This is a genomic window from Streptomyces herbicida (genome assembly GCF_032656585.1).
Taxonomy (GTDB): Bacteria; Actinomycetota; Actinomycetes; order Streptomycetales; family Streptomycetaceae; genus Streptomyces; species Streptomyces herbicida.
The window spans coordinates 232938-257906 of record NZ_JAUYWJ010000010.1 but is presented as its reverse complement, the minus strand read 5'-3'; the positions used below and the strand labels follow the sequence as shown (position 1 = coordinate 257906).

Genomic DNA, 24969 nt, shown 5'->3' with positions numbered 1-24969 from the left:
GGCGTATCAAGGCGACCTCGGCGATCTGACCCAGCCCAGCGAGCGCTCGACGGCCCGCTGCCAGTCCGCGTACTCCAACTCCCTGCGCGCGGGGTCCATGTCCGGCAGCCACTGGGCGGCCCGGTGCCAGTGGCGGCGCAGGACCTCCAGGTCCGACCAGTAACCGGCGGCGAGCCCGGCGGCGTAAGCGGCGCCGAGGGAGACCGTTTCGGCGACCATGGGCCGTACCACGGGCACGTCGAGCACGTCGGCGACGAACTGCATGAGCAGGTTGTCCGCCGTCATGCCGCCGTCCACCTTGAGCTGCTTGAGGGGGACCGAGAAGTCGGCGTTCATGGCGTCGACGACCTCGCGGGTCTGCCAGCCGGTGGCCTCCAGCACGGCCCGGGCCAGGTGTCCCTTGGTGATGTACGAGGTGAGGCCGACGATGACACCGCGGGCGTCGCTGCGCCAGTGAGGTGCGAACAGACCGGAGAACGCGGGGACTATGTAGCAGCCGCCGTTGTCCTCGACCGTCCGTGCGAGGGTCTCGATCTCCGGCGCGCTGCTGATCAGGCCCAGGCGGTCACGGAACCACTGGACCAGTGAGCCGGTGACGGCGATCGAGCCTTCCAGGGCGTAGACGGGGGCCTGGTCCCCGATCTTGTAGCCGACGGTCGTGAGGAGCCCGTTCCGGGATCGCACGACATCGGTACCGGTGTTGAGCAGCAGGAAACTGCCCGTACCGTAGGTGCACTTCACCTCTCCCGGGGAAAAGCACGTCTGGCCGAACAGGGCGGCCTGCTGGTCGCCGAGGGCCGCCGTGATGGGGACGCCCGGGAGCACCAGACGGGCGGCGCCGTACCGTTCGGCGGACGAGCGGATCTCGGGCAGCATCGAGCGGGGCACCCGGAAGAACTCCAGCAGCTCCTCGTCCCAGGTGAGCGTGCGGATGTTCATCAGCATGGTGCGGCTGGCGTTGGTGGGGTCGGTGATGTGCAGGCCGCCGTCCGCTCCCCCGGTGAGGTTCCAGATCAGCCAGGTCTCCATCGTGCCGAAGAGCACCTCGCCGTCCCTGGCACGCTGCTCCAGCCCGTCGACGTGATCGAACAGCCAGCGCAGCCGCAGTGCGGAGAAATAGGTCGAGGGCGGCAGACCGCAACGCTCCACGAAGAACTCCTCTCCGGGGTGCTGTCCCAGTTCTTCGACGAGCGATGCCGTGCGAACGTCCTGCCAGACGATGGCCTTGTCGAGCGGGGCACCCGTGCGCCGGTCCCAGAGCACCGTCGTCTCCCGCTGGTTGGCGATACCGATCGAGGCGACGTCCTTCGCGCCCACACCCGTACCGGAGAGGGCTTCGGGCACGATGCGCTGCAGATTGCGCCAGATCTCGAGGGCGTCGTGCTCGACCCATCCGGGCTTGGGGAAGTGCTGCTGGTGCTCACGCTGAGCGACCGTCACCAGCCGCCCCTGCTGGTCGAACAGAATGCATCGAGTGGAGGTGGTGCCCTGATCGATGGACATTACATACCGTTCAACCATGATCAGCTCTGCCTTCCGATGTGTCGAAGAGGCGGGTGGCTACCAGCGAGCTGCGCCCAGGTCTCTGGAGATCGCCCGTGCGGCCTCACGGAGCAGGGTGATCAGGTTCGGGAGGGGACGGCCCTGGCTGTCGCAGATCCTCTCGACCGGGCCGGACAGTCCGATGGCGCCCACGACAAGACCTCCGTGCCCTCGGATCGGCGAGGCGACGCCGGCCTCACCCATGCTCATTTCCTGGACCTCGGCGGCCCACCCGAGCTCCCGGACCTCGGCGAGCGCCCGGCTGAGCTGTTCCGGGTCGACGATCGTGTGCCGTGTGTAGGTCTCCAGCCCGAATTCCAGCACCGCCTCCAGGGGGGCGGTCCCGAAGGCCAGCAGGACCTTGCCGAGCGAGGAGGCGTGCAGCGGCAGCAGCGCACCCACGTCCAGGGTCTGGAGCGTGTCGTCCGGCCGGAACACATGGTGGACGACCAGGACCCTGCCCTCCAGGGCGGTGCCCAGGCGGACGGCCTCCCCGCTGCGGGCGGCCAGCGCGTCGGCCCAGTTGATGGAGCGCGACCGCAGCTCATTGACGTCCAGGTAACTGGTGCCGAGATGCAGCAGCGCGGCGCCGAGCTGGTACTTGCCCGTCGCCGCGTCCTGTTCCACGAAGTCCACGTGCTGGAGCGTGCGCAGAATGCCGTGCGCAGTGCCCTTCGCCAGCCCGAGCGAGGCCGCCACCTCGCCGAGTCCGAGCCGACGGGGCCCACCAGCGAGCAGCCGCAGAATCGCCGCCGCCCGTTCGATCGACTGGACTGGGCCGGCCATGGAACGAGCCTAGTACGCCCGTGGAGGGACCGCCTTACGTGCAGCTCACCGGCTCAGCACCAGATGGGGGCCACCGTTCGACAATGCCGACCACCGTTCATTGACCGGCTTCGCCCGGCTGCCTAACGTGCGGGGAAGCGCACTGAGCCCCGGCGACCCGCCGGCAGCGCTCACCGGAGGAGAGCAGATGGCGGCACAGCTCGAAATCAGGCCTCGGGGGGTAGTCGAACACGTCTTTCCGTTGCCGCCCGTCGCCGGGGCCGTCTCGGCGATACGACGGCATGCGAGGGTGGTCCTGGCCGCCTGGAACGTGTCTCCGGAGATTGTCGAGGACGCGATCCTGGTGGTGACGGAGCTGCTCACCAACGCGCTCGTCCATGCCTTGCCGCCGGCGGAGCTGCGGCTGTCCTGGGGCCGGTGGGACGGACTGAGGACCCTGCGCGTGGAGGTCACCGACGCCGGACCCGCGCCGGCGGCGGGGCCATCGCCCGACGGAATCGACCCGGACGAGCACGGCCGTGGCAAGCAGATCGTCCACGCACTGTCCACGCGGCACGGCATGCGCATCCACTGCGGCGGGGTCACCCGGTGGGCCGACCTGGTGGCGGAGTGAGCACGGTCCGCCGTACTCACGGCCACTGTCTGTGACCGGACCGTCGAAGGGGACGCCCTGCCGGATGCGCGTCCGGACCGTCCGGCTGATGCTGGTGACGTGACCAGGCAGTTCCGAGTCGTTGTCTCGCCGCCCTCACCGAGCGGAGGCCGCAGGGTGCGCGTGGACGGCGAGATCCTCGGACTGGCGTACGGCGTGCCGGACGTCGCGGAGTTCCTGCGCCGGGCCGGGCTGGACATCGACCCCGACGAGGTCGCGCATTCGCCGCTGATCGAATGGCGCGAGGTCGGGCCGGATCAGTGGGGCACGCAGCAGAAGTGACGTGCCCCGGGTGTTCAGAGATCGAGGTCCGCGGCGGCGCGCTATAGGCGAAGTAGCCACAGCCCTGCGCACCTGAACAGGAGAGACCTTGGCGCGGGGCGCTTCGGCGGGTCATCCGGGTTTTCGGGATGGGCCGGGCTTCCGGTTCCGCCGGATCGTCAGCGGAACGGACGCTCGTCATCCTGACCGAGTGCAGTCAGCCATTTGGGCATATCGTCCTTGTATGAGCGGTGGCGGATCACCCGACGAGGTCCTGGCGACAGCGCTGGCCGACGTCGTCCGCCGCACCGGTGCCGCGATCGGTGGGGTGTACCTGATCGAGGAGGCCACCGAGATGCTGCGCCTGGTGGCGTTGTGCGGGCTGCCGGTCGACTTCAGCGCGCCATGGCAACGGCTGTCGCTGACCGCTCCCGTCCCGGTCAACGACGCGATCCGGCAGAACGGGCTCGTGTGGGTCGGGAGCCAGGACGAGATGGCGCGCCGCTATCCCCGCACCGCCGCGGTCCTGCCGTACCCCTTCGCCCTGGCCGCGGCCCCGCTGAACGGGGTACGCCGCCGCTGGGGCGGCATCGTGCTGATGTGGCCCGCCGACCACCCGCCGGAGGCGACACCGCGAGAACGGGCCCACATCACCGCCAGCACCCACCGCCTGGCGCGTTTGCTGGACGAGTCGCCGATCCCGCCCGAGCTGCCCGACCGACCGCATGTCGTCCCCGCCGACTCCGTACGCCACCCCGACCAGACCGGGCTGGCCGCCGTCGACTACCTGGACCGCCTCCCGGAGGGCGCCCTGTCCCTCGATCTGGAAGGCCGCATCACCTTCGTCACCGCCACCGCTGCCCGGCTGCTCGGCCGCCGCCCGGACCAGCTGCTGGGCACACGGCCCTGGCAGTCTCTTCCCTGGCTGGACGGCCCCGGGTACGAGGACCAGTACCGTACGGCGGTCGTCAGCCGTGCGCCGGTCTCGTTCACCGCACCGCGCCCGCCGGACCAGAGGCTGACCTTCCACATGTACCCGGACACCAGCGGCATCAGCGTCCGGATCATCAGCCATGACGACGGAGGCCGAGACCCCGGGGCACTCGCCGCCGTCCAGCGGACCCCGGTGACGCCCACCGGCCGGCTCTACCAACTCGTGCATCTGGCGGCCGCGCTCACGGAAACGGTGACCGTGCGCGACGTCAAGGCGCTGGCCGTCGAACAGATCCTCCCGGCCTTCGGCGCCCAGGGCCTGGTCCTGTCCGTCGCCGAGGCCGGCCGTCTCAAGATCATCGGCCACCACGGCTATCCGGCCGACATCATCGAACGCCTCGACGCCCTGCCGCTCGACACCGATGTCACTCCCGCGGGCCAGGTCCTGGCCAGCGACACCGCCGCCTTCTTCGCGAACCCCGCCGACCTGGCCCGCAGCTACCCCAGGGCACCTTGGCTCAGCGGCAAACAAGCGTGGGCCTTCCTGCCCCTCGTCATCACGGGACGCCCGGTGGGCTGCTGCATCCTCTCCTACGCGCAGCCCCACTCCTTCACCGCCGACGAGCGCGCCGTCCTCACCTCACTGGCCGGTCTCATGGCCCAGGCACTGGACCGTGCCCATCTCTACGACACCCAGCACCGCCTCGTCGCCGAACTCCAACGCGCGCTTCTGCCCGGCAGTCTGCCCGCGCTGCCCGGCCTGGAGGTGGCCGCCCGCTACCTGCCGGCCGGCCACGGGATCGAGGTCGGCGGCGACTTCTACGATCTGCTGCGCCTGGACGACACCACCGCCGCGGCCGTCATCGGCGACGTCGAAGGCCACAGCATCGCGGCAGCCGCCCTCATGGGGCAGGTCCGCACCGCCGTACACGCCCACGCAAGTGCCGGGGCCACGCCTGACCAGGTCCTGGCCCGCACCAACCGGCTACTGATCGACCTGGACTCCGATCTGCTCGTCGCCTGCCTCTACGCACATGTCGACCTCCGCCGCGGTGAATTGACCCTCGCCAGTGCGGGTCACGTACCTCCCCTGCTGCGCCACGCGCCACAGCAGGCCCGCATCCTGGACTTCGAACCCGGGCCGCTCCTGGGCATCGACACACACGCCCAGTACCCCCTCACCGCCACTCCCCTGCCCGCGGGCTCCATCGTCGCCCTCTACACCGACGGCCTCGTGGAACGGCCCGGAACCAACCCCGCACAGGTCACCAACGACCTGGCCCATCACCTCGCACACGCCGACCACGACAACCTGGAGTGCCTCATCGACAGCCTCGTCCACCACGCCTGGCCCACCGGTCAGCGCACGGACGATGTCACGGTGCTCCTGCTGCGCTGCGTGGGGCAGTCGTCGCCCTCTTGAAGCCCTGGTGCCCCCGACTACGTGCCCGCTCACTCTGTCGGCCGCCCTGCGGGGCCCGCGTACCTGCCGAGACATCCGCTCGCGGACTACGCAGTGCCCATGAGTCTCATGGCCGGGCTCAAAGTTGCTCCTCCATACGGATCGCCTCCCGCAGGTCGGCGTGCGCCTTGCCGCCCTCGCCCTCGTGTTGTTCGATCAGCGCGGCCGCGATGCTGTCGAGCTTGCGCTGGATGGCGTGCTCCGCGCGGCGCTCCGAGTTCTTCAGGAGGGCCAGCAGCAGGAGGTTGACGCTGGTCATGACATCGCCGACGAGCAGCTGCCAGGTCAGTGGGAGACCAATGGCGTGGACGGCGATGAAGGCGGCGACCAGAACCAGGCAGAAGCAGGCGAACAGCCTGGAGCTGGTGAAGTTCGAGGCTCCCTCGGCCAGGTGCTCGAACCAGCCCCGGCCGTTCCGGTTCCGCTCGGCGGGATGCGGCACGGACATGGGTCCCTCGCCTCTCAGGGCGGGCGCGCCGCCCTGCCTGTCGGAGTTCGCTGCGCTCGAGTACCCCTGCCGGCGTCCAGCCACGCGCTCGGACCGGCCGGACACCCTCAGCTGCCGCCGCTGTCGGAGGCTCCAGGCTCCCAGCGGGGGCGGTCCTGGTTCTCGCTCCGTTTGCTCGGGGAGTGCCGGAGTTCGTGGGGTGTCAGTCGAACGCCGTGATTGCGCGCCCGGGGCACCTCGTCCGGCTCACGCATCTGGCGTTCCTCGCGCAGGGGCCCGGAGTCCGGCAGCGTGGGATGCGCTCCGCGCCCGGGCGGTGCGGGCTCTCGTCGTCGCACCTTGATCCCCAGTCGTACGGCCCACACCAGTGCGCCTGTGACGAGGACACCGAGTATGAGCATCACCACCGCACCGGCGGTGGACGCGGACGCGACGATGTCGGACGCGACGATGTCGTGGAGCGCTGTGTTCATGCGGCGCGGGTACCCGGCCCGGCCGTGGACAGACCCGGCGGACCCGTGACTGTCTGCAAAGCGTGTGATCCCCACCGCCCGGGGCACTCGTGGACCGTGCCGGTTCAGGCCCGGAAACGGCGCGCTCGAACTGCTGGAGGTGAAGGACATGGGTCACGGTGGAAATGTCATCGACGAGCTGATGACCGATCACCGGGAAGTGGCGGAACTCTTCGGCCGGATCGAGGCGCTGCCGTCCGGCGACAAGAACCGCAAGCTGTTCGTCGACCAGGTCACGATGGAGCTGGTCCGGCACTCCGTGGCGGAGGAGGAATACCTCTACCCGGCGGTTCGCAAGCATGTGCCGAACGGGGACGCCATCGCCGACCGGGAGATCGAGGACCACTCCAAGGCCGAGCAGGTCATGAAGGATCTGGAGGGCCTCGATGCGGACGCCCCGGACTTCGACCGGCTCGTCACCACACTGATGAGTGAGGTCCGTATGCACATAGCCGACGAGGAGCAGAACCTCTTCCCCAGTCTGCGCACGGTCTGCCCCGCGGACGCGCTCGACGACCTCGGCGACAAGGTCCGTACGGCGAAGAAGACGGCGCCGACCCGCCCGCACCCGTACGCTCCGGACAAGCCCCCGGCCAACAAGCTGCTGGCGCCCGGCGTCGGAATGATCGACCGGATGCGCGACGCGCTGACGGGCCGCGGCAAGCACGCCTGACGCCCACTGCGCGCCCCCATACCGGCGGGCGCCCGGCGGGGGTGTCAGGCCACGAGCGGCCGCCCCGGCTTGAGACGGTCCAGAAGCTGGGCACGGTGGAGTTCGGCCACCGGAGCCACCAGGTCGGGGTGCCTCAGGAGCGCCCCCGCCCGCCGGTCGGCCTCATCGGGCCTGGTCAAGCGCATGAACCGGACGGGTGCACCGGTGATGTGCTCGCCGTCGGGGAGTGCGGCCACCGCCAGCGCGGCCAGCTCGGCGTCGGTGAGCAGGCCGGCCGCCCAGCTGGCGACCACTTCGTCCACCCAGGTGCGCCAGGCGGTCTCCGTCCCCGCGTGATCACCGGCGCCGTCCGAGCCGGTGATCCAGTCGAGCCGGTCCGCTCCTCCCGGGCCCGTCATGACGACCAGGGCGACGTCGACGGTGGTGGGGTACCGAAGCCATGCCGCGACCGTCACGGCCTGCCGTGCCTGCGCCTCGCACAGGGCGGAGGACAGTGCGCCACCACAGGGCGGGTAGGCGCGCGTCAGCCACTGTGTGGTCGCCGCGATGAGTGGAGAGAGATCTGCGAGCACTGTCCGGCCGTCTGAGCTGCTTGAAGGGAAGAAAGGACTGCTGAAGACGGTAGCCCGGGGCAGGAGAGGGAGGAAGAACCGGGCGGGTCCCGGTGACGTGGCCTAGCCCACACCGGTACCGGGTGATCTGCACGGGTCCGGTCTTACCTGGAAGCCGGGGCAGGCGTCGGAGTGGATCACGGGAGGGCGGGAACCATACGCACTCGGCGATCGGCCGCGCGGTCGGGCCCTTCGGCAACGACGGAATCGGCGGACCGGTTCGAGGGTGACCAGCCCTCGAAGTGACTGGCCCGGCCGTCCCGCAGCACCAGGCGCCCCAGCCCGGCCGCCCGGGACCGGGGCATCAGGGTCCATGTGCCATCCGGACGGAGCAGGGCGCTGGAGTGCCAGGGAGTGGTCCAGGCATCGGGCGCGTCGAGGAGGCGGATGCCGAATTTGGGGGCGCCGACCGGCTGGGGGTGGATCGACAGACGTACGGCATGGGGATGGTGTTCGGCGACCAGATTGCCCCAGGCTCGGCTGCGCTGGATGACGCCGTAGGCCCGTTGACGGCAGGCGCGTTGGAGCGCCGATCGCGTGCCCGGGTGGTCGGCGGTGTCCTCGACCAGGAAGCGGGTGATCCCCCGATAGAGCGCGAGAGCCTGGTCGTCGGCGCGGATCTCTGCGCGCAGGGCGTCCAGGGCGGGGGCATGGCGCTCGTGGACATGGGCGCGCTTCGCGTCGGACGGGAGGTCGCCGAGTACGTCCCGCAGGTCGAAGACGGACAGTCTGTCCAGCGCCGACTCGGTTATGAGCAGGCGCAGTTCGTCGGCGTAGGCGTCGATGTGCGGGTCGGGGACGTTGATCAGGTCTGAGAAGACATGACCGTCGGAGCAGATGATCACGCGGGCGCCGGGCGGGTGGATCCGCTCGATCTCGGTGCACAGGGTGTTCAGGAAGCCGAGGGAGAGGCGTTCCGCCTGGTCGGGGAGGTGACCGAGGACCTTTGCCGGGTTGGGGGACTTGCAGGGGAAGCCGGGCAGGGTGAACACGACGGGGGCACCGTCATGTACGAAGCGGGTGATCCGGCGCAGTTGGTGGGGGAACGCCTCCGCCGGGGCGGGGGCGTCGTCGGTCGTGCGGTGGTGCGGCAGGAGCAGGGCGAGGATCGCGGTGCTGATGGCCGTGGTGCGGGCGTCGTCCGGCACGGTCGTCAGGGGCATGCTGGTCTCCGGGAGGGGTACGGGCACGTCGGCATGGCGCCTTGGCGTGGGGCCGGGCGCCGTCGGGCAACGGGGACGGGTCAGCGGGGTCCGGGGCGGCGGCAGACCGGCCCCGATCGACCGTGGAGGGGGGTCAGCGACGTCGGTCGTATCCGACCGGCAGACGGTTGGTGCCGCGGCCGAGGACGGCCGTGATCCACTCGATGTCCTCGTCCCCGATGGCCAGGTGGACTCCGGGCAGGCGAGTGAGCAGGGTGCTCAGCGCGATCTGCAGTTCGGCGCGGGCGAGGGCGGCGCCGGGGCAGAAGTGGATTCCGTGGCCGAAGGCGAGATGCGGGTTGGGGCTGCGGCCGAGGTCGAGGGTGTCGGGGTCGGGGAAGCGGCGGGGGTCGCGGTTCGCCGCGCACAGAGAGACGATCACCGAGTCGCCGGCCGGGACCCGAGTGCCGTGCAGATCGCTGTCCTCGGCGAAGAAACGCCAGGTGGTCAGCTCGAAAGCGCTGTCGTAGCGGAGGAGTTCCTCGACCGCTCGGGGCAGGAGGTCCGGTTCGTCCCGCAGCCGGGCGAGCTGGTCGGGGTGCCGGAACAGGGCTGTCAGGGCCGTGGTGATCTGGTTGGTGACCGGCTCCTGGCCGGCCACGAGGAGCTGGAAGATCATCGAGTCCAGTTCCTCCGGGGAGAGTTCGCGGCGGTCGCGGGCCAGCACGAGGCGGCTGAGCAGGTCGTCCTCCCCGTGCTCCCGCTTGTGGGCGACGACCTCGGCGATGTAGCTCTGCAGGCCGTGCAGACGCGCCTCGTACAGCGGGCGTCCGGGATCGGTGGGGCCGACCGGCTGGACGACCTTGCCCCAGTCGCGGTCGAAGCGGGCCGCGAGCTCGGGTGGGAGGCCGATGACTTCGGCCAGGACCTGGAAGGGGAAGTGGGCGGCGAAGCCGGTGACGAGATCGGCGGGTCCCTGTTCGGGCAGGGCGTCGACGAGGGCGTCGGCCAGTTGCCGGAAGCGGGGGCGGAGTTGCTCGATGCGGCGTGGGGTGAACGCGTCGGTGACGTACCGCCGCATGCGGGTGTGCTTCGGCGGGTCCTGGTGGAGGAGATGGACCTGGAGCTGGGAGTGCTGCGGCTCCGGCATGATCGAGGCGCGGGCGCGCCAGCGGTCGTTGCCCCGGTCGTGGTTCTTGCCGAGGCGGTCGTCGTTCAGGGCGCAGTGCGCGGCGTCGTAACCGGTGACGAGCCAGGCCTGTACGCCGCTGGGGAAGAGGACGCGGTGGACCGGTCCGGCCTCTCGCATGCGCTCGTACAGGGGGTAGGGATCGGTCTTGTAGGGGCAGCCGATCAGTGGGACGGGGTCGGGGAGCGTCTCCGGGGCCACGGCCGGCGGGGGTTCTTCCTGGATCGTCATGCTGAGGCTCCTCAGAGGGCGAGTTCGGGCCGGTAGTGGTCCAGCCACAGGGCGAGGTCGACGACGCGTTCGAGTCGCAGGCGGTGGCCCCACTCCAGTCGGTCGGGCGGAGTGTCGAGGCAGGGCTTGACGAGGGTCTCGTCGGACAGGGCACGCACCTGTTCGGTGGCGAGTGCGTCACGGGCCATCTCCTGCAGGCCGCGGTTGTAGGCGGGGTGGTGAGTGGCCGGGTAGTGGTTCTTGGGGCGGTGCAGCACCGATCCGGGGGCGAGACCGGTGCCCGCCGCCCGGAGCAGGCTCTTCTCCCTGCCGTCGAAGCTCTTCAACGCCCAGGGCGTGGCGAAGGCGTACTCGACGAGGCGGTGGTCGCAGTAGGGGACGCGCACCTCGAGACCCTGGGCCATGCTCAACCTGTCCTTGCGGTGCAGGAGTTGACGCAGCCAGCGGGTCAGCGACAGATGCTGCATCTCGCGCTGCCGGTGTTCGACGGGGTGCTCGTCCTCCAGGTGCGGTACGGCGGCCAACGCGCTGCGGTACGTGTCCTCGCGGAACTCGCCGATGCGCAGGTCGAGTTCCGGGTTCAGGGGCATGGCGGCCTCGTCGCCCGTCACCAGCAGCCAGGGGAAGGTCGGGGCGGCGAGCGCCTTGGGGTTGTGGAACCAGGGGTAGCCGCCGAAGACCTCGTCGGCGGCCTCTCCGGACAAGGCGACGGTGGAGTGCCGCCGTATCTCCCCGAGGAGCAGATACAGCGAGGTGTCCATGTCGCCGACGCCGATCGGCGAGTCGCGGGCGACGACGACCGCCCTGCGGTGCTCGGGGTCGAGGAGCGCTCGCGGGTCGAGTACGACCGTGCTGTGGTCGGTTCCGACGAAGGCGCCCGCTTCGATGGCGTACGGGGTGTCGTGGCCGGTGCGCAGGACGTCGCCGGTGAAGCGTTCGGCCTGGTCGCTGTAGTCGACGGCGTACGAGCGGATACGGGCGTGCGGGCCTTCGCGCAGCCGGAGTTCGTCGGCGAGCAGGGCGGTCAGGACGGTGGAGTCGATGCCGCCGGACAGCAGGCTGCAGAGCGGGACGTCGGCCTCCAGCTGGCTGCGTGCCGCGGCGCCCACCAGCTCGCGGATCCGCTCCACCGTCGTGTCCTGGTCGTCGTCGTGCGTCCCCGCCGCCAACTGCCAGTAGCGGCGCTCGCGGATGCCGTCGCGGTCCAGCACGAGCACGCCACCCGGTTCGACCTCCCGCACGCCTGACCAGACCGTCGGCCCGGTGTTGAACAGCAGGCTGTACGCCTCGCGCAGCCCGTGGGCGTCCACCTTGGGCGTGATCTCGGGGTGGGCGAACAGGGCCTTGGGCTCGGAGGCGAAGGCCAGGCCCCCGTCGACGACCGCCCAGAACAGGGGCTTGACGCCGAGCCGGTCGCGCACCAGCAGCAGCCGCTGGGCGCGCTCGTCCCAGACCGCGAGGGCGAACATGCCCTCCAAGTGGTCGGCGACGTGCTCGCCCCACTCGGCGTACGCCCGCAGCACCACCTCGGTGTCGCTGCGCGTGTGGAAGCGGTGCCCTCTGCCACGCAGTTCGGCCCGCAGCTCGTGGTGGTTGTAGACCTCGCCGCTGTAACTGAGCACGGCCGTCGGCCGGTCGGGTCGGTCGGTCATCGGCTGCACCCCGCCGGCCAGGTCGATGACGGCCAGGCGGCGGTGCCCGATCGCGGCGTGCTCACCCAGCCAGACGCCGCGCGCGTCGGGGCCGCGGGGCGTGAGGGTGGCGGTCATGGCCTCGATGACCGGGGCGCGGGTACGCGCGTCGTGGTGGAAGGACACCCAGCCGGTGATTCCGCACAAGGGACGACTCCAGGGTCAGGGACGGGCGACGGGCGCCGCGTCGGTGGATCGGACCGCTCCTCGGTCGAGTCGGACCGCTTCTCGGTCAAGGACGAGCGGCGGGCGCCGTGTCCGTGGCCGTGCCCGGTGCCGGGGCACGCCGTCGTCCGGGCACGGCGAGCAGGGGTACGGCGAGACAGGCGGCCGTGGCGGCCAGGAGCAGCCCGGCGTGTACGCCGTTGTCGGCGCCGGTGAGTCCCCGTACGGCCGTGGCGAGCGCGGGGCCGAGGGTGAAGCCGAGGCTGCGGGCGAGCTGGGCGGTGGATCCGACGGTCGCTGTGCGGTCCGGCGGGGCGGCGCCCATGACCAGGGCCTGGGTCGGGCCGCCGTTGAGGCCCATTCCGACGCCGGCCAGGGCCAGCCGCCAGGCCACCTGCCACGGCGACCAGTGGTCTCCCAGTGGGACGAGCAGGAGCAGGCCGGCCGTGGTGAGCACGGCGCCCGTGACCGCTACCGGCCGCGCGCCGCACCGGTCGGCCAGCCGCCCGCCGAGCGGTCCGGCCAGCCCCATGCCGAGCGGGAAGGCGAGGACGGTCAGCCCGGTCGTCGTGGCGCTGATTCCGTCGTCGCGCTGGAGGTGCAGGGCGACGACGTAGTGCATCGCGGCGAACCCGGCGGCCAGGGCCAGTACCGCCCCGTGCGCCCGCAGCAGGCCGGCCGTCCGCAGCACAGCGGCCACCGGGCGGCCACCCCTGCCCCGCAGCCACCACCACAGCGGCGGGACGGCCGCGAGGGCGAGCGGCAGCCGGGACGGACCGCCCGGTGCCGAGGTCAGCGTCAGCAACAGCACCGCCACACCCGTGGCCACCAGCAGCGCGTCCACCAGTGACCGACGGTCGGGCAGCCGCAGCCGGCCGTCGCCCGGCATCACCCGCCGGGTCACGGCGAAGGCAAGGAGGCAGAACGGGATCTTGACCAGGAAGACGGCGTGCCAGCCCCAGTGGTCCAGCAGCAGGCCGCCGACGGCCGGTCCGGTCACGGCTCCGAGCGGACCCAGCGTCGCGGGCACGCTCATCGCCCGTCCGCGCGACTGCGGCCGCACGGAACGGACGGCCAGGACCGGCATCAGCACGAACAGCACCGCACCGAAGACGCCCTGGATCAGGCGCGCCGCGATCAGCCAGGCCGCCCAGGGCGCGGCGGCCGCCAGCGCGCTGCACAGTCCGAAACCGGCCGTCGCGACCAGCACGGCCGAGCGCAGCCCCACGCCATCGAGCCACCGTCCCGCAGGCAACAGCAGTGCGACGACCGGGAGTTGATAGGCCAGTACGGCCCACTGAGCGGTCGCGGCGGGGACATGGAGGCTGTCCGCGATGTTCGCGAGGGCCACGTTGACGATGTTCATGTCCAGCATCGCCACGAACGCCAGCACGCCCGCCACCGCGACCAGCAGCCAGCGGTCCTCACCGCCGGGTATGTGGCCGGGCTGTTCCGAGCCGGGTGTGTGTTTCTTCCGAAGTGGCATGGGTCATCCGCCGGTCCGTGTGCGCGCGATGTGCGTCCGCGCCGCCAGGGACGGTCCCGCGTCGGCCGACGTCCGGTGATCGAAGGCAATGAGCGGGTCGCCGGTCAGCGGGTGGTCGACGACGGCCGCGCGTACGCCGAACACCTCGGCCATCAGGGCGGGCGTGAGGACGTCGCGCGGTGGGCCGGAGGCGACCACCTGTCCGGCGTGCAGGACGTGCAGCCGGTCGCAGACGGATGCGGCCGCGTTCAGATCGTGCAGCGACACCAGGGTCGTACGACGGTGCGCCCTCAGCAGGGTGAGCAGTTCCACCTGGTGGCGGATGTCGAGGTGGTTGGTGGGCTCGTCCAGGACGAGGACGTCCGGGTTCTGCGCGAACGCCCGGGCCAGCAGGACGCGTTGGCGTTCCCCGCCGGACAGGGCCGTGAACCGGCGTCCCGCCTGTTCGCCCATGCCGACGTCCGTCAGGGCGCGGGCGACGATGTCCCGGTCGGCGGCGTCCTCGGCGGCGAAGGCCCGCTTGTAGGGTGTACGGCCCATGGCGACGACCTCGTGCACGGTCAGCTCGAAGTCGCCGCCTCGCTCCTGCGGAAGCGCGGCCACGTGCCGCGCTGACCGGACCGGGGTCAGCTCGCGCAGATCGGTGCCGGACAGCAGGACTCGTCCGGCCGTCGGCTTCAGGTGCCGGTAGACGGTGCGCAGGAGCGTGGACTTGCCGCTTCCGTTGGGGCCGACGAGTCCCGTGATCTCGCCCTCGGACGCCACCAGATGGGCCCCCGCCACGACCGTGCGGCCGGCGTAGGCGACGTGCAGATCCTCTATGTCGATTCTCAACTGCCGCTCCCGAGGCGCCGATCCAGCAGATACAGCAGAGCCGGAGCCCCGATGAGCGAGGTGACCACACCGACCGGGAGCTCCTGGGTGTCCATGACCGTGCGGCAGACGATGTCCACCACGACCAGCAGCAGCGCCCCGAACAGGGCGGACACCGGCAGCAGGCGGCGGTGGTCACCGCCGACGACGAGTCGGCAGGCGTGCGGCACCATCAGGGCGACGAACGCGATCGCGCCCGACACCGCAACCAGTACGCCGGTCAGCACACTGGTGATGGTGAACAGTTCGCGGCGCAGCCGCGTGGCGTCCACACCGAGCCCGGCCGCCGTCTCGTCGCCCATGGTCAGGGCGTTCAGTGCCCGGGCGCGCGCCTGCAGCCACAGCAACGTGACGGGCACGGCCGCCGCGGGAGCCGCCAGCAGCGGCCAACTCGCCCCGCTGAGGCTGCCCATCAGCCAGAACAGCACGCTGTGGGTCTGTTGCTCGTCCCCGGTCTGCAGGACGAGATAGCTGGTGAAGCCGGACAGGAACTGGCCGACCGCGATACCGGCCAGCACCAGTCTCAGCGGTGCGAATCCGCCGCCGCGCCGGGCCACGGCCCACACGAGCGCGAAGGTGGCGAGGGCACCGGCGAAGGCCGCACCGGACAGCCCCAGGCCGAGCGCCCCGCCCGCGCCGACGCCGAGCACGATCGCGGCGACGGCGCCGAGCGAGGCACCGTTGGAGATGCCCAGGAAGTACGGGTCGGCCAGCGGGTTGCGCACCAGTGCCTGCATCGCCGTACCCACGAGTCCGAGACCCGCGCCGACGAGGGCGGCCAACAGGGCTCGTGGCAGCCGCAGTTGCCACACGATGAGGTCGTCCGTGCCGGGGCGTGGCGCCTCGCCGGACAGCCGTCGCCACACCACGCTCCAGACCTCGCCGGGCGGGATGGAGGTCGAGCCCCGGGCCACCGCCGCGGTCAGCGCCACGAGCAGCGCGATCCCGAGCGCCAGGGCGAACGGCGCGGCGGGCAGGCTGCGTGTCTCACGGTTCCCGGCCGCCGCCCGGCGCCGGGACGGGGAGAGTGCGGACAGCACGGCTAGCCGACCTTGCCCGGGTGCAGGGTCTTGGCGATGGCCTCGACCGTGTCGGCGTTCTCGACCCCGGCGATGGTGGTCGGTTCGGAGCCGATGCGCAGGAAGTGGCCTTCCCGCACTGCCTTCAGACCCTTGGTGGCGGCGTTGGACCTGAGCCACTGCTCGGCCTCGTCGAACGCCTTCTCGTTCGCCGCCGCACTGCCCCTGTTGCGGACCCCGAGCTGGATCCAGTCGGGGTTCTTGGAGATCACGTCCTCCCAGCCGACCTGCTTGTAGTCGCCGTCGCAGTCGGCGAAGACGTTGCGGGCGCCGGCCAGGGTGATCACGGCGTTGGCGAGCTGGCGGTTGCAGACGACGGTGGGCTGCTTGGTGCCGGCGTCGTAGTCGAAGAGGAAGTACGTCGGCCGCTCGCTGCCGACCGTGCCGCCGACCGCCTTCTGGACGGCGTCCACCTTCCTCTTCATCCCGGCGACGATCTCCTTCGCCCGTGCCCGGGTGCCGGTGACCGCTCCAAGGGAGGTGATGTCGGCCTCGACCGCGGAGAGATCGGTCACCGGGCCCTTGCTCTGCGCGGCGCAGGCGGTGGACTTCAGGTAGATGTGCTTGATCCCGGCCGCCTTGAACTCCTCCTCCGTCGGCGCGTCCCCCATGCCGCCGCCCATGCTCCCCATGGAGGCGAAGGTGTCGATGTACAGGTCGGCGCCCGAGCCGAGCAGTTTCTCCTTCGGGATCACGCTCCGGCCGAGCACCTTCACCTTCCCGGCCTGTGCGTCCAGGGCGGCGGGCAGAGTGCCCCTGCCGGGCGGGAAACCGGTGCCGATCACCTTGTCACCGGCGCCGAGACGGAGCAGCAGCTCCAGGCCGGAGGCGTTGCTCGTGACGATCCTCGCCGGGGCGGTGGAGAAAGTGGTCCTGGCGCCCGCGCAGTCGGTGACGGACACCGGGTAGGCGCCGGAGACGGCCCTTGCGGCGTTCTCGTCCGCCGTTTCCTTCCCCCCGCCTCCGCACCCCGCCGCCAGCAGGCTGCCGAGTACGACGGCCGCCGTACCGGCCCACACACGAGCACGCATCGAAAATCTCCTGGATCTACTCGGTACACGGGGCGAATTTCCGTCACCCGGTCCAGTAGTCGGGACGAACGCGTCATGAGTTCCCGCCGGTTGGCAGTCCGGCTCGAATGAATCCCTGTCGGCGCCCGGGTGCTGACGAGGGGCCGGCTCAGGCCGTGACCGGGGCCCGCCCCTCGCAGCAGTCGGCTCAGGCGGCAGCGACGGCGGGCCTGTCCGCCTCGTCCAGCAGATCCATCAGGGTCGCCCGGGCGCGGGCCACGCGCGAACGGACCGTGCCGATCGGGCAGTCGCTGACCTCGGCCGCCTCCGCGTAGGGCAGGCCAACCAGTTGGGTGAGGACGAACGCTTCCCGCCGATCGTCGGGCAACGACCCCAGCAGATCGAGCAGGGCTATGCCGTCGTCGAAGCCGGGCAGGTTCTGCGGCTGGGCGAGTTCCACGGCCACCTGCCAGTCCGGTACGTCGGACAGGCGTGGCCGGGCTGCGGCGTACCGATAGCTGTCGATCACGGCGCGCCGCGCGATGGAAAGCAGCCAGGCGCGCGCCGAGGAGCGGCCCTCGAAGCGGTGCAGGCTGCCGAGTGCCCGCAGAAACGTGTCCTGCGCCAGGTCGTCGACCGCCTGGGGGTCGGCGCAGAGGTGGGCGACATAGCGATGGACGTCGCGGTGCAGGGCGCGGACGAAGTGCTCGACCGCGTCCGTGTCTCCGCCTCGTGCGGCGAGCGCCCAGGCGGTCGTCGACTCGTCGAGCGCTCCGGTGTTGTCGCCTTTGCGGCGCGAGGTGGGCAGGGCAGGGATGGTCACCTGGTGTCCTTCTCGGTCATCCGTGATCCGGACCGGTGACTCGCTCATGTGCGAACGGTCCGGTGAGTGGGGAGACGGCCTACGCCACTTGCGCACCAAGGCGTTCGTGCGGGCGTACGGCCGTGACCCGAGGCGCGTCTGCGCGGCCTCGGGTGATCCAGCTGTCCTCAGACGACAGCGGTCCCCACGGGCGGGCCCCGAGAAGTGATCGGGTCGGCCGGCAGGAGGCGACGCGGCGTCCGGTCCGGGCGGCGGCGCCGTACGCGGAGCCGGGGCCGGTCCGGGGTGACGGGCAGGCCCAGCAGCAGCCGCAGGGGCGCCGCCAGCCGGGCCGCCACGGCCCGCAGGATACGGAACGCGGCCTTCTCGCCGTAGGCCAGCCACAGCCCGCACAGCAGCGCGGCGAGCAGGTGGGCGGCGAGCATGCCGAGGGACGACGAGTCTGCGCCCGCCGAGTGGCCCATGTGGCTTGCGCCCATGTGCCCCATGTTCATGGAGCCCATGTCCATGGAGTCCATCCGCATCGAGCCCATGTCCATGCCGCCCATGGTGCTCATGTCCATGGAGGACAGGCCGTCCGCTGCCGACTGGGCGAGTGAGAACGCCTCGTGCAGCAGCGTCTGGGCGGCGACCACGACGGTCACGATCAACGGCAGGCCGCGCTCACGGCCCGCAAGGCACCAGCCCGCGCCGCCGGTCACCGCCACACCGCCGGCCAGCGTCCAGCCGGGCACGTCGCTCCCGGACATCAGCACGTGGCCCAGGGCGGCGAGCAGCACGCACACGGCCGCGAACACCGCGGCCCGTATCGTGCGAGCACACCACCCTGCTGTCATGGCGCCTCATCCTCGCATCCGGGCACAGGTGGTCATACGGGAGTACGGAAATCCGCGGTGCACCCGACTCGATCCGGCCTGCGTGATCCGGGTCACGAGGCACGCCCGCCGGGCCGGATCACCACGGCGATGGCCCGGACCGTCCCGCTGCGCTCGAAACGCAGGGTGAACGCGACGAGGTCACCCGCCCGCCACCTTGCCCCGGCGTGCAGGCTCACGTCCACGCCGTGCGGGGACATGGCCAGTTTCCCGCCCGCCGGGACGGTGGCCGAGGGCGTGTCGGCCTTGTAGGCGGCTCCGCGTCGGGTGGTGCGGTGACGGCTGAGGGTGATCTCGCCCCGGGCCGCCGGGGACGTCACCTCGACCAGCCGGTCGTCCGCGCCGCCGAGGTTGGTGAGGTCGAAGAAGGCGGCGGTCTCGGTGCTGTTGCCGTACGGCAGGAAGACGCGCCCGGCCGAAACGGTGATCCGTGCTGGGGTGCCCGCCTTCCCGGCACCGACCCACGTGGTCAGGCCGGCCAGGGCAAGGCTGCAGGCCGCGAGCGGAGCGATCGCGGCGAGCAGGGTGTCGGTCAGCCGACGGCGGGTGGGCCGCCAGGGGTGCTGCTCGGTCAACGGGTGGGCCTCCGGGCGGGTGAGGGCTGCCGCGCTCGGAGCCGCAGGCTGTTGCCGACCACCAGCAGCGAGCCGGCCGACATGGCCGCCGCGGCGAGCATCGGGTCGAGCAGGCCGACCATGGCGAGGGGGACCGTGACGACGTTGCAGCCGAAGGCCCATACGAGATTGGCGCGGATCGTGCCCAGCGTGCGGCGAGCGAGGCGGATCGCGTCCGCGAGGACGTCGATGTCGCCGCGCACCAGCGTCACGTCGGCGGCCCCGATGGCGACGTCGGCGCCGCTGCCCATGGCGATGCCGAGGTCGGCACCCGCCAGTGCGGCGGCATCGTTCACACCGTCGCCGACGACCGCGACACGGTGGCCCTGTTGCTGCAGGTCGCGTACCAGGGCGGCCTTGTCCTCGGGGGTGCGGCGGGCGTGCACGTCGTCGATGCCCAGCGCCTCGGCGACGGCACGGGCGGGCGCAGGCGCGTCGCCGGTGACGAGCATGGGGCGCACGCCCAGGCGCCGGAGGCGCTCAACGGCCCGGTAACCGCCCGGTCGTACGACGTCCCCGACTTCGATCAGGGCTTCGGCCACGCCGTCCACACGGACCAGTACGGGTGTGTGGGCGCAGGCTTCGGCGACCGGCCGGGCGGCAGCGAGGGTGGCGGGCAACTCGCCTTCCGCGGCCAGGACTTCGACCAGTCGTCCCTCGACCCGGCCGCACACGCCCCGCCCCGGCAGCGCGCGGAACCCGGTCACGTCCGGCAGCCGCTGCCCGGGCAGCTCTCGGCGGGCGTATGCGGACACGGCGCGGCCGAGTGGGTGTTCCGAGCCCTGCTCCACGGCTCCCGCCAGCCGCAGCAGCGTGTCACGACCGAGACCGTCGGGTACGGCGGTGACCCGGACGACACTCATCTGGCCGGAGGTGAGAGTGCCGGTCTTGTCGAGGACGACGGCATCGATGTGCCGGAGCCCCTCCAGGGCCTGTGGACCGGTGACCAGTACGCCCAGTTGGGCACCCCGGCCGGTGGCCGCCATCAGCGCGGTCGGCGTCGCCAGGCCGAGCGCGCACGGGCAGGCCACGACCAGGACCGCGACGCATGCGGTGACGGCCGCCTGCGGATCGGCCCCGGCGCCGAGCCAGAACCCGAGTGCGGTGACGGCGAGCGCCAGGACGACGGGCACGAAGACGCCCGCGGCCGAGTCCGCCAGCCGTTGTATCCGCGCCTTGCCCGCCTGCGCCTCGGTCACCAGCCGATCGATCCGGGCAAGTCGGGTGTCCGTGCCGACGGCGGTGGCCCGCACGAGCAGCAGCCCTCCCGCGTTGACCGCTCCGCCGACCACGGTCGAGCCCTGACCGACCTCGACGGGCTCGCTCTCCCCCGTGACCAGCGACTGGTCCACAGCGGAGCTGCCTTCCACCACGTCGCCGTCGGTGGCCACCCGTTCTCCGGGCCGTACGACGAAGACCTGACCGGCCTCCAACTGCTCGACGGGAATGTGCCGTTCCGATCCGCCTTCACGCACCGAGACCTCTTTGGCCCCGAGTCGGACGAGCGAGCGCAGCGCAGCCCCCGTACCGCGTCGGGCGCGTGCCTCCAGGAATCGCCCGGCCAGCACGAACAGCGGTACTCCGACGGCGCCTTCGAGGTAGATGGGGGCGATGCCTTCGGACGCCGTGGGCACCAGGGTGAACGGCATCCGCATGCCGGGCTCCCCTGCGCCGCCGAGGAAGAGCGCGTACGCCGACCAGGAGAAGGAGGCCGCCACGCCCAGCGACACCAGTGTGTCCATGGTCGCCGACGCATGCCGCAGCCCGCGCACCGCGCGCACGTGGAACGGCCAGGCGCTCCACACCGCGACCGGAGCGGCCAGCACGAAGCACAGCCACTGCCAGTTGCGGAACTGCCAGCCCGGCACCATCGACAGGACGAGCACCGGCACAGCGAGCAGCACGGTGACCAACAGCCGGTCCCGGTCCTGCCGTTGTCCGTCGCTGGCGCCTTCTGCCTCCTCGCTGCGGTGCCGCTTGGGCCACTCGGGCAGGGCGGCCGTACAACCGGCCTTCTCCACGGCGGCGACGAGCTCCTCCGGACGGGTCTGCGCCGGATGGCTCACCCGGGCCCGCCCGGTGGCCAGATTGACGGTCGCCGTGACCCCGTCCAGCCTGCCGAGCTTCTTCTCGACCCGGTTCACACAGGCGGCGCAGGTCATGCCGCCGATGGTCAGATCGGTGGTGACCAGGGTGACCACGGGTTCCGCGCCCATCAGTGGCTTCCTCCGGGCATGTCCCCCATGTCCATGCCTCCTCCCCCGCCGCCTCGGCCGTCGTCGCCCCCGCCGCCACGGCTCGTTCCGGTGCCGTGCATACCGGGGGCGACGGGTCCGGCCGAGGCGCCGACGGCGTACGACACCGTGAACAGCAGCGCCAGCAGCACGACGAACCCGCAGAGGGCGGGCGGGGGCATCAGCCTGCGCAGCGGCAACGCGCCCCCGCCGAGGGAGGGTTGCCGGGACTCGTCCATCAACCGCGTCTCCAGATCACATCCGTACGTCCGTACCTCTTCAGGAGTCGGAGCGACCGGCGGCAGAGTTCCGGAACAGGGATGTGGCGCGCGTCACGCTGTAGCGCCCTCTCGGTCAGAGGAAGTTGACGGGGACGTCGGTGTTGATGGAGACGATGGCGGCACCGACGGTGTCCGCGGTGAACGTGTCGACGGCGGCGATCTTCGTGCCCCACCGGTCGATCAGCTCCGAGGTCACCGACTGCGCGACCTTGTCGATCCAGACCTTCTGCGCCGCCCAGAGATTCGCGGGCTCGGCCAGCGCCGCGGTCACCTCGGCGAACGAGATGTCCCCCGCCTTCTTCTTCGTGGTCGACCACAGGTCCAGGAAGAACTCGCGCGACTGGCGCACCTCCGCGCGCTGGGCGGTGCGGTAGACATGGCCGCCGACATAGGTGTCGAAGTCCAGGTCCAGGATGGCGTCATGGGCGGTCAGGATGCCCGGCATGTAGTCGGCGTTCCCCCACGCCCGGTAGGGGGCCCAGCCGGGCATCACGATGTCGGTCATCTGGGCCAGCCGCTGTGCGGGGAAGTGGACCAGGATGTTGCCGGCCTCGTGGTTGGGCCCCGGGTAGATCAGGTGGATCTCCTCCCCGCCGACGTGCAGCACCTTGTGGTTCTCGTGGATCACCTTGTGGGGCAGCGGCCGCGCCGGGTCGTTGTGCACGGCGAGCAGCGAAGCGGTGTCCCGGTGCGCGATACGGATCGCGCCCGGGAAGTTCGTCGCCCCGCCGATGTGGTCGAAGTGGTCGTGGCTGTAGATGAGATGGGTGACCGGCTTGTTCGTGACGGACGCGATGGCCTTCTCGACGGCGGGGCTCGTCGTCGGCGGCGCGTCCATGAGGACGACGCCTTCACGCGTCACGACGAAGATGTTCTGCACGAAACCGGAGATGACGACATAGCCGTTGCGACCGACGCGCTCCAGCCGGTAGCCGTCGGCGTTGACCGGCAGCGGCTTGCTGTGCTCCGGCAGCGGAAGAAAGGCGGGGACCGGCCCCTCCGACGGGGCCGGGTCGGTGCCTGCGGCACGGGCGGACGCCTGGCCGGGCAGGCCCGCGCCGAGGGCGAGAGCGCCTGCGGCCACGCCACCGCGCCGCATCAGTGAACGACGGTCTATCACGTCAGTCTCCCAGGGGATCAGGGCATCATCGAAGAAACGGGAGTCCCCGGTGGAAGGGGATTCGTCCATGCCCCCAGGTTTCAACGCGCCCACCGACGGCAGCCATGGGCGCATCTCGCGGATGTATGGATGTTTCTTCCCGCGGGAGTGCCACGCCTCGCCACGCCGTTGAACCGGTCACCCTCGTTGTTGTGATCGACTCGGCAGGAGCCACTGATGAGACTCGTTGTGGACAGCTTCCCCTCGGCCGGCCCCGCGCTGCATGTGGGGCTCTATGCCAACGAGACCTTCACCGACGCGGCCTGCCCCGTCGGCGGCCCCCACCGCCATGACTTCCACGAGCTGTTCTGGACCAGCGACGGCATCGGCCGGCACCTCCTGGACGGTCGTCGCTCCACCACCGTCGCGAACACGGTGATGCTGATACCGCGCGGCCAGGTGCACCACTTCGAACGGGCCGAAGGCCTGTCGGGAGCGTACGTCCGCTTCGGCGCGGAACTCCTGGACGCGAGCGCGAGGCCGGGCCGGCTGTCCGCCGGGCGCGAGGTATCGACGGTGCAGGTGCCACCGGAGGACACCGCGCCCCTCGACTCGGTGATCCGAGCCCTGGCCGCTGAGACCCGGCGCCCGCTGGACGCGCAGAGCGCGCCCATCCACCGTCATCTGCTGCTGACCGTACTCGCCTGGATCGAGCGCTGGCACAGCGCCGATGCCCGGGCGCCCGCGGCGGAGGCCCGGCTCTGTCGTCGCTTCGATGCCCTGCTCGAACGTGACTTCGCGCGTCGACACGACGTGGGTCACTATGCGGCCGAGCTACGGGTCTCCACCGGCGCGCTGTGGCGAGCGGTGTCCCAGGTCACCGGCCGTCCCCCACGGGCGCTGATCACCGACCGGGTGATGCTCGAAGCCGCCCGACTGCTGCGGTTCACGGACCTGAGCGTCGGGGAGATCTCCGCGAGCGTCGGCGTGCAGGACCGCCTCTACTTCTCTCGCGCCTTCAAGCGCCAGTACGGCCTGTCACCGCTTGCCTATCGTGAACGCCTCGAGGGCGGCAGCGAGGCTCCTTAACTCCGGCTCCGGCTCCGGCTCCGGCTCCGGCTCCGGCTCCGGCTCCGGCTCCGGCGACGATCACCAGGTGGACGGGCTCGGCCCGGACGTCGTCGCGCCGGAGGTGTGGCAACCGTGGCCTGGCCTGCGCCGCGGCCCGTCGGGGAAGCCGTGCGCCGAGGCTTGTCGCGGGGCGCGGAGTCTGATTGGGTACCCCGGCGCGCGATGGGCGCGGCAGGCGGAGGGGGAGCGGGCGGCGTGCATCCGACGGTACGGCAGGACATCAGGGAGCCTTTGCCCGAAGGGCTGGGCCAGGCGATACGCGAGACCGCCGGTGACATCGCCGCGCTGTTGCGAGGCGTGCCCGACACGACGGTGCCCGTACCGGGATCCGAGTGGACCCTCGGCGAGGCGGCCGCCCATCTGGCACTGGCGAACGAACTGATGGCCGACCTCGCGGCCGGGCGTGAGCGCCCCTACGGGGACGGCACCCCGCAGAGTCTGGCCGCGGCCAATGAGCGGTCCCTCGCCGCCTACGCGGAGCGCCGGGCGGAGCCACTGGCGGCGGTGATCACCGAGCAGGCCGATGCCTTCCTGGACACCGTGGCGCGGGCCGCGGCCGAGGGGACCGCCGACGACACGCCGCTCGTCACGCCACTCGGCCCCCTGAGCAGGCCCCTGCTCGCGTCCTACCTGCTCACCCACATGCTGGGCCACGGCTACGACCTCGCTCGTGCGGTGAAACACCCGCACATGATCGACCCGAACCGGGTCGGGCTGTGCATGCCGTTCATGCTCTCGGTCATGCCGCGCGTGGCCGACGCGGCCGCCACGGCCGGTCTCACCGCCCGCTACACCATCCGGCTCAGGGGCGGCGCGGCGTTCGGCGTGACCCTGACTGACGGCGCCGTGCAGGTGACCTCGGAGCCGCAGGACCGCCCGGACTGCACCATCCTCATCGAGCCCGTGACCTTCCTGCTCATCGCGCTGGGCCGGCGCAACCCGTGGCCGGCCATCGCCCAGGGACAGATCATCACCTGGGGACGCAAGCCCTGGCTCGCGCCGCGCTTCCCGAACCTGTTCACCGCGCCCTGATCCGGCACGACGCCGTCGGTCGCCGATCCAAGTCAATCGAAGTCGATCGTTCCCCGATTCAAGATCAGTCGTCTTATGTGATCTATCAGGCATCGGCCGTCAGTCCCGGAGACGCCCCCATCGCGCCGCATATG

The 24969-nt window shown here is 71.3% G+C and carries 24 protein-coding genes; 6 read left to right on the top strand and 18 right to left on the bottom strand.

Annotated elements, in window-relative coordinates; genetic code table 11:
* Positions 1–6: 6 nt before the first annotated feature.
* Entirely contained in the window at positions 7–1521 is a 1515-nt protein-coding gene (gene glpK, locus Q8A52_RS22390; RefSeq protein WP_316754480.1) for a glycerol kinase GlpK, read from the bottom strand.
* A gap of 39 nt (positions 1522–1560) precedes the next feature.
* Complete coding sequence (locus Q8A52_RS22385) at positions 1561–2328, bottom strand: IclR family transcriptional regulator (protein ID WP_316754479.1); 768 nt, start codon at positions 2326–2328, stop codon at positions 1561–1563.
* A 187-nt stretch (positions 2329–2515) separates the two neighbouring features.
* Between Q8A52_RS22385 and Q8A52_RS22380 the strand changes: the two genes are divergently transcribed.
* The 3 genes from Q8A52_RS22380 to Q8A52_RS22370 all read left to right on the top strand — a co-directional run bounded on the left by Q8A52_RS22380 (position 2516) and on the right by Q8A52_RS22370 (position 5597).
* Complete coding sequence (locus Q8A52_RS22380) at positions 2516–2941, top strand: ATP-binding protein (RefSeq protein WP_316754478.1); 426 nt, start codon at positions 2516–2518, stop codon at positions 2939–2941.
* A 99-nt stretch (positions 2942–3040) separates the two neighbouring features.
* Positions 3041–3262 (top strand): hypothetical protein, encoded by a 222-nt coding sequence (locus Q8A52_RS22375; protein WP_316754477.1) that lies wholly within the window; start codon positions 3041–3043, stop codon positions 3260–3262.
* Positions 3263–3485: 223 nt separating this feature from the next.
* Positions 3486–5597 (top strand): SpoIIE family protein phosphatase, encoded by a 2112-nt coding sequence (locus Q8A52_RS22370; RefSeq protein WP_316754476.1) that lies wholly within the window; start codon positions 3486–3488, stop codon positions 5595–5597.
* A gap of 118 nt (positions 5598–5715) precedes the next feature.
* Here Q8A52_RS22370 and Q8A52_RS22365 read toward each other — a convergent pair whose 3' ends face one another.
* Positions 5716–6084 carry a low affinity iron permease family protein gene (locus Q8A52_RS22365; RefSeq protein ID WP_316754475.1) on the bottom strand — a complete coding sequence of 123 codons (369 nt, stop codon included), beginning with the start codon at positions 6082–6084 and terminating at the stop codon, positions 5716–5718.
* Between the two features lie 107 nt (positions 6085–6191).
* On the bottom strand, positions 6192–6557 hold the full coding sequence (locus tag Q8A52_RS22360) for a DUF6479 family protein (protein ID WP_316754474.1): 366 nt from the start codon (positions 6555–6557) through the stop codon (positions 6192–6194).
* Between the two features lie 148 nt (positions 6558–6705).
* Between Q8A52_RS22360 and Q8A52_RS22355 the strand changes: the two genes are divergently transcribed.
* Positions 6706–7269, top strand: coding sequence for a hemerythrin domain-containing protein (locus tag Q8A52_RS22355; protein WP_316754473.1), 564 nt, complete (start codon positions 6706–6708; stop codon positions 7267–7269).
* 44 nt (positions 7270–7313) lie between these two features.
* Here Q8A52_RS22355 and Q8A52_RS22350 read toward each other — a convergent pair whose 3' ends face one another.
* The 14 genes from Q8A52_RS22350 to Q8A52_RS22285 all read right to left on the bottom strand — a co-directional run bounded on the left by Q8A52_RS22350 (position 7314) and on the right by Q8A52_RS22285 (position 22762).
* The gene (locus Q8A52_RS22350) at positions 7314–7841 is read right to left on the bottom strand and encodes a hypothetical protein (protein WP_316754472.1); all 528 of its coding nucleotides are present in this window, start codon (positions 7839–7841) and stop codon (positions 7314–7316) included.
* 176 nt (positions 7842–8017) lie between these two features.
* On the bottom strand, positions 8018–9043 hold the full coding sequence (locus Q8A52_RS22345; RefSeq protein WP_316754471.1) for an isocyanide synthase family protein: 1026 nt from the start codon (positions 9041–9043) through the stop codon (positions 8018–8020).
* A gap of 133 nt (positions 9044–9176) precedes the next feature.
* The gene (locus tag Q8A52_RS22340) at positions 9177–10442 is read right to left on the bottom strand and encodes a cytochrome P450 family protein (RefSeq protein WP_316754470.1); all 1266 of its coding nucleotides are present in this window, start codon (positions 10440–10442) and stop codon (positions 9177–9179) included.
* 11 nt (positions 10443–10453) lie between these two features.
* Positions 10454–12280 (bottom strand): asparagine synthase (glutamine-hydrolyzing), encoded by a 1827-nt coding sequence (gene asnB, locus Q8A52_RS22335; RefSeq protein ID WP_316754469.1) that lies wholly within the window; start codon positions 12278–12280, stop codon positions 10454–10456.
* Between the two features lie 85 nt (positions 12281–12365).
* Positions 12366–13784: an MFS transporter gene (locus Q8A52_RS22330; RefSeq protein WP_316754468.1), complete on the bottom strand. Its 1419-nt coding sequence runs from the start codon at positions 13782–13784 to the stop codon at positions 12366–12368.
* A gap of 3 nt (positions 13785–13787) precedes the next feature.
* Positions 13788–14618, bottom strand: a complete 831-nt coding sequence (locus Q8A52_RS22325; RefSeq protein WP_316754467.1) for an ABC transporter ATP-binding protein — start codon at positions 14616–14618, stop codon at positions 13788–13790.
* Positions 14615–15697, bottom strand: a complete 1083-nt coding sequence (locus tag Q8A52_RS22320; protein ID WP_316754466.1) for a FecCD family ABC transporter permease — start codon at positions 15695–15697, stop codon at positions 14615–14617. Before Q8A52_RS22320 ends, Q8A52_RS22325 begins: the two co-directional genes overlap by 4 nt.
* 2 nt (positions 15698–15699) lie before the next feature.
* Positions 15700–16767, bottom strand: coding sequence for an ABC transporter substrate-binding protein (locus tag Q8A52_RS22315; protein ID WP_316754465.1), 1068 nt, complete (start codon positions 16765–16767; stop codon positions 15700–15702).
* Positions 16768–16954: 187 nt separating this feature from the next.
* Positions 16955–17569 (bottom strand): sigma-70 family RNA polymerase sigma factor, encoded by a 615-nt coding sequence (locus Q8A52_RS22310; RefSeq protein ID WP_316754464.1) that lies wholly within the window; start codon positions 17567–17569, stop codon positions 16955–16957.
* 167 nt (positions 17570–17736) lie between these two features.
* Entirely contained in the window at positions 17737–18405 is a 669-nt protein-coding gene (locus Q8A52_RS22305) for a hypothetical protein (protein WP_316754463.1), read from the bottom strand.
* A gap of 92 nt (positions 18406–18497) precedes the next feature.
* Positions 18498–19019: a copper chaperone PCu(A)C gene (locus Q8A52_RS22300; RefSeq protein ID WP_316754462.1), complete on the bottom strand. Its 522-nt coding sequence runs from the start codon at positions 19017–19019 to the stop codon at positions 18498–18500.
* Positions 19016–21274 carry a heavy metal translocating P-type ATPase gene (locus Q8A52_RS22295; protein ID WP_316754461.1) on the bottom strand — a complete coding sequence of 753 codons (2259 nt, stop codon included), beginning with the start codon at positions 21272–21274 and terminating at the stop codon, positions 19016–19018. Before Q8A52_RS22295 ends, Q8A52_RS22300 begins: the two co-directional genes overlap by 4 nt.
* The gene (locus Q8A52_RS22290) at positions 21274–21531 is read right to left on the bottom strand and encodes a hypothetical protein (protein ID WP_316754460.1); all 258 of its coding nucleotides are present in this window, start codon (positions 21529–21531) and stop codon (positions 21274–21276) included. Before Q8A52_RS22290 ends, Q8A52_RS22295 begins: the two co-directional genes overlap by 1 nt.
* 115 nt (positions 21532–21646) lie before the next feature.
* A complete protein-coding gene (locus Q8A52_RS22285) occupies positions 21647–22762 on the bottom strand; it encodes an MBL fold metallo-hydrolase (RefSeq protein WP_316754459.1) in 1116 nt (371 codons plus the stop codon).
* Positions 22763–22909: 147 nt separating this feature from the next.
* Between Q8A52_RS22285 and Q8A52_RS22280 the strand changes: the two genes are divergently transcribed.
* Positions 22910–23761, top strand: a complete 852-nt coding sequence (locus Q8A52_RS22280) for a helix-turn-helix transcriptional regulator (RefSeq protein WP_316754458.1) — start codon at positions 22910–22912, stop codon at positions 23759–23761.
* 204 nt (positions 23762–23965) lie between these two features.
* Positions 23966–24835, top strand: a complete 870-nt coding sequence (locus Q8A52_RS22275; RefSeq protein ID WP_408649232.1) for a maleylpyruvate isomerase family mycothiol-dependent enzyme — start codon at positions 23966–23968, stop codon at positions 24833–24835.
* Positions 24836–24969: the final 134 nt, after the last annotated feature.

Coding starts and splice junctions, on each gene's coding strand:
- Q8A52_RS22385 (WP_316754479.1), bottom strand. CDS start 2,328: ATGGCCGGCCCAGTCCAGTCGATCGAACGGGCGGCGGCGATTCTGCGG.
- Q8A52_RS22275 (WP_408649232.1), top strand. CDS start 23,966: ATGGGCGCGGCAGGCGGAGGGGGAGCGGGCGGCGTGCATCCGACGGTA.
- Q8A52_RS22345 (WP_316754471.1), bottom strand. CDS start 9,043: ATGCCCCTGACGACCGTGCCGGACGACGCCCGCACCACGGCCATCAGC.
- Q8A52_RS22360 (WP_316754474.1), bottom strand. CDS start 6,557: ATGAACACAGCGCTCCACGACATCGTCGCGTCCGACATCGTCGCGTCC.
- Q8A52_RS22290 (WP_316754460.1), bottom strand. CDS start 21,531: ATGGACGAGTCCCGGCAACCCTCCCTCGGCGGGGGCGCGTTGCCGCTG.
- glpK (WP_316754480.1), bottom strand. CDS start 1,521: ATGGTTGAACGGTATGTAATGTCCATCGATCAGGGCACCACCTCCACT.
- Q8A52_RS22355 (WP_316754473.1), top strand. CDS start 6,706: ATGGGTCACGGTGGAAATGTCATCGACGAGCTGATGACCGATCACCGG.
- Q8A52_RS22340 (WP_316754470.1), bottom strand. CDS start 10,442: ATGACGATCCAGGAAGAACCCCCGCCGGCCGTGGCCCCGGAGACGCTC.
- Q8A52_RS22380 (WP_316754478.1), top strand. CDS start 2,516: ATGGCGGCACAGCTCGAAATCAGGCCTCGGGGGGTAGTCGAACACGTC.
- Q8A52_RS22370 (WP_316754476.1), top strand. CDS start 3,486: ATGAGCGGTGGCGGATCACCCGACGAGGTCCTGGCGACAGCGCTGGCC.
- Q8A52_RS22365 (WP_316754475.1), bottom strand. CDS start 6,084: ATGTCCGTGCCGCATCCCGCCGAGCGGAACCGGAACGGCCGGGGCTGG.
- Q8A52_RS22305 (WP_316754463.1), bottom strand. CDS start 18,405: ATGACAGCAGGGTGGTGTGCTCGCACGATACGGGCCGCGGTGTTCGCG.
- Q8A52_RS22285 (WP_316754459.1), bottom strand. CDS start 22,762: ATGGACGAATCCCCTTCCACCGGGGACTCCCGTTTCTTCGATGATGCC.
- Q8A52_RS22330 (WP_316754468.1), bottom strand. CDS start 13,784: ATGCCACTTCGGAAGAAACACACACCCGGCTCGGAACAGCCCGGCCAC.
- Q8A52_RS22295 (WP_316754461.1), bottom strand. CDS start 21,274: ATGGGCGCGGAACCCGTGGTCACCCTGGTCACCACCGATCTGACCATC.
- Q8A52_RS22280 (WP_316754458.1), top strand. CDS start 22,910: ATGAGACTCGTTGTGGACAGCTTCCCCTCGGCCGGCCCCGCGCTGCAT.
- Q8A52_RS22315 (WP_316754465.1), bottom strand. CDS start 16,767: ATGCGTGCTCGTGTGTGGGCCGGTACGGCGGCCGTCGTACTCGGCAGC.